This window comes from Streptomyces sp. CWNU-52B (genome assembly GCF_047444975.1).
In the GTDB taxonomy this organism is placed as follows: domain Bacteria; phylum Actinomycetota; class Actinomycetes; order Streptomycetales; family Streptomycetaceae; genus Streptomyces.
The window spans coordinates 1-3,385 of the sequence record NZ_JBLFJV010000045.1 but is presented as its reverse complement, the minus strand read 5'-3'; the positions used below and the strand labels follow the sequence as shown (position 1 = coordinate 3,385).

General features: G+C 70.2%; 2 protein-coding genes and 2 pseudogenes. All 4 read right to left on the bottom strand.

Translation table 11 applies throughout. The annotated features are described in order from the left end of the window. Window positions 1-529, bottom strand: a pseudogene (locus ACLVWQ_RS30755) (glucose-6-phosphate isomerase); the annotation flags it as partial. After that, window positions 522-1,454: a glucose-6-phosphate dehydrogenase assembly protein OpcA gene (opcA, locus tag ACLVWQ_RS30750; RefSeq protein WP_414112506.1), complete on the bottom strand. Its 933-nt coding sequence runs from the start codon at window positions 1,452-1,454 to the stop codon at window positions 522-524. The gene opcA and the pseudogene ACLVWQ_RS30755, both read right to left, overlap by 8 nt. Further along, window positions 1,451-3,271: a glucose-6-phosphate dehydrogenase gene (zwf, locus tag ACLVWQ_RS30745; protein ID WP_414112505.1), complete on the bottom strand. Its 1,821-nt coding sequence runs from the start codon at window positions 3,269-3,271 to the stop codon at window positions 1,451-1,453. The genes opcA and zwf overlap by 4 nt, the downstream gene beginning before the upstream one ends. Then, window positions 3,268-3,385, bottom strand: a pseudogene (locus ACLVWQ_RS30740) (transaldolase); the annotation flags it as partial. The pseudogene ACLVWQ_RS30740 and the gene zwf, both read right to left, overlap by 4 nt.

The following is a 3,385-nucleotide window of genomic DNA, read 5'->3' as shown; positions in this document are numbered from 1 at the left end:
CCCGGTCGGTGAAGGCGCGCAGCGCCTCGTACGCCATCGCCGGGCCCAGGTCGGAGCCGCCGATACCGATGTTGACCACGTTCTTGATGCGCTTGCCGGTGTACCCGGTCCACTTGCCGGAGCGGACCTGTTCGGCGAAGCCGGCCATCTTGTCGAGCACCGCGTGCACCTTCGGCACGACGTTCTCGCCGTCGACCTCGACGACCGCGTCCCGCGGGGCGCGCAGCGCGGTGTGCAGCACCGCCCGGTCCTCGGTGACGTTGATCCGCTCACCACGGAACATCGCGTCGCGCAGGGTGAACACCCCGGTGGCGGTGGCGAGTTCCTGGAGCAGCGCGAGCGTCTCGTCGGTGATCAGGTGCTTCGAGTAGTCGACGAGCAGGTCGCCCACGCGCACGGTGTAGCGCTCGGCGCGCTCCGGGTCCGTCGCGAACAGCTCGCGCAGTCCGGGGTGGAGGAGCGGGCCGGCCCGGTGGTCCTCGAGGGCGGTCCACTCGGGACGGCGGGTGAGCCTCGGTGTGTCAGCCACGGCCGTGCCTCTCGGCGTTGTCCCCGTGCAGGGCGACGGCGTACATCTCGTCCGCGTCGAGCCGGCGCAGTTCCTCGGCGATCAGCTCGGACGTGCTGCGGACCTTCAGCGCGAGGGTGCGCGAGGGCTGGCCCGGCAGGGACAGCGTCGCGAGCGGGCCCTCGGGGCGGTCGATGACGATGTCGCCGCTCTCGGTGCCGAGCTTCACGGCCGTGACGACGGGACCGGCGGTGACCACCCGGTCGACCGAGACCTTGAGACGGGCCTCCAGCCAGCGGGCGAGGAGTTCGGCGCTCGGGTTCTCGGCCTCGCTCTCGACGGTGGCCGAGACGATCTTCGTGCGGGCCTGGTCGAGGGCGGCGGCGAGCATGGAACGCCAGGGCGTCAGCCGCGTCCAGGCCAGGTCCGTGTCGCCAGGGGCGTACGCGGCGGCGCGTGCCTCCAGCGCCGCGAGCGGGGTCTCCACGGCGTACATGTCGGTGATCCGGCGCTGGGCGAGCGCGCCGAGCGGGTCCTTGACGGGGACCTTCGGCGCGTCCACCGGCCACCAGACGACGACGGGCGCGTCCGGCAGCAGCAGCGGCAGGACCACCGAGTCGGCGTGGTCGGACACCTCGCCGTACATCCGCAGCACGACCGTCTCACCGGTGCCGGCGTCCGCGCCGACCCGTACCTCGGCGTCGAGGCGCGAGGCCGTGCGGTCGCGAGGGGTGCGGGCGTGCCGCTTGATGACGACCAGGGTGCGCGAGGGGTGCTCGTGGGAGGCCGCCTCGGCCGCCTTGATCGAGTCGTACGCGTTCTCCTCGTCCGTCACGATGACCATCGTCAGGACCATGCCCACGGCAGGGGTGCCGATGGCCCGGCGGCCCTCCACGAGGGCTTTGTTGATCTTGCTTGCCGTGGTGTCGGTCAGGTCGATCTTCATGGCCTGCGCCAGCTCCGTCCGTCTCGTGCGAGCATCTCGTCGGCTTCTTCGGGACCCCAGCTGCCCGACGCGTACTGCGCGGGCCTGCCGTGGGTGTCCCAGTGGTCCTCGATCGGGTCGAGGATCTTCCAGGACTCTTCCACCTCCTGGTGGCGGGGGAAGAGATTGGCGTCGCCGAGCAGTACGTCCAGGATCAGGCGTTCGTACGCCTCGGGGCTGGACTCGGTGAACGACTCGCCGTACGCGAAGTCCATCGAGACGTCCCGGATCTCCATCGACGTACCCGGCACCTTCGATCCGAAGCGCACCGTCATGCCCTCGTCGGGCTGGACCCGGACGACGATCGCGTTGGCGCCGAGTTCCTCGGTGGCGGTCGAGTCGAAGGGGGAGTGCGGGGCGCGCTGGAAGACGACGGCGATCTCGGTGACGCGGCGGCCCAGCCGCTTGCCGGTGCGCAGGTAGAAGGGCACGCCCGCCCAGCGGCGGTTGTCGACCTCCAGCTTGACGGCCGCGTACGTGTCGGTGGTCGACCCGGCGTCGATACCGTCCTCCTGGAGGTATCCGTGCACCTTCTCGCCGCCCTGCCAGCCGGTCGCGTACTGGCCGCGCACGGTGTGCTCGCCCAGGTTCTCCGGCAGCTTCACGGACTTGAGGACCTTGAGCTTCTCGGTGAGCAGCGAGTCGGCGTCGAAGGCGATGGGCTCCTCCATCGCGGTCAGCGCCATCAGTTGCAGGAGGTGGTTCTGGATGACGTCACGGGCCGACCCGATGCCGTCGTAGTAGCCGGCGCGGCCGCCGATGCCGATGTCCTCGGCCATCGTGATCTGTACGTGGTCGACGTACGACCGGTTCCAGATGGGCTCGTACATCTGATTGGCGAAGCGGAGCGCCAGAATGTTCTGGACGGTCTCCTTGCCGAGGTAGTGGTCGATACGGAACACCTGCTCCGGGTCGAACACCTCGTGCAGGACCCGGTTCAGCTCGCGCGCGCTCTTCAGATCGCGGCCGAACGGCTTCTCGATCACCGCGCGCCGCCAGGAGCCCGCGGGCGCCTCGGCCAGACCGTGCCGCTTGAGCTGCTTGACGACCTTGGGGAAGAACTTCGGCGGTACGGAGAGGTAGAACGCGTAGTTGCCGCTGGTGCCCCGGGAGGCGTCCAACTCGTCTACGGCGTCGTGCAGTTGCTTGAACGCCTGGTCGTCGCCGAAGTCGCCGGGGATGAACCGCATGCCCTCGGCGAGCTGCTGCCAGACCTCCTCGCGGAACTCGGTACGCGCGTGCTCACGGACCGAGTCGTGCACGATCTGGGCGAAGTCCTCGTCCTCCCAGTCGCGCCGCGCGAAGCCGACGAGGGAGAAGCCGGGCGGCAGCAGGCCGCGGTTGGCCAGGTCGTAGACGGCCGGCATGAGCTTCTTGCGCGACAGGTCGCCCGTCACACCGAAGATGACCAGGCCCGAGGGCCCGGCGATCTTGGGGAGACGGCGGTCCTGGGGGTCGCGCAGGGGGTTGTCCCAGCCGTCGGAGAGGTCCAGCACCTGGGTGAGGCCGGCCGCGGTCGCGTCAGCCGCCGCTCCCGCCGCCCCTGCTGCCGTGCCCGCGGCGCCGGGGCCGACAGCCCCGCTGCCGGCTTTCGCGGTCGACGCGCTCTTCGCGGCCTTGGCCGTCTTCCCGGCCGCCGCGCTCTTGGTGGCCTTGGCGGCTGCCGTGCTCTTCGCCGACTTGGCGGCTGTCACGGTCTTGGTGGTCTTGGTGGGCTTCGCGGCCTTGGCGGTCGTCGTGCTCTTCGCCGGAGTGCCCTTCGCAGGGGTACTGCTCATTCCCCGTCAACTCCCTTGCTGTTCAGCGAGACCGTGACCGCGTCGAGGAGCTTGCCCCAGGCGGCCTCGAACTTCTCGACGCCCTCGTCCTCCAGGAGCTGGACCACTTCGTCG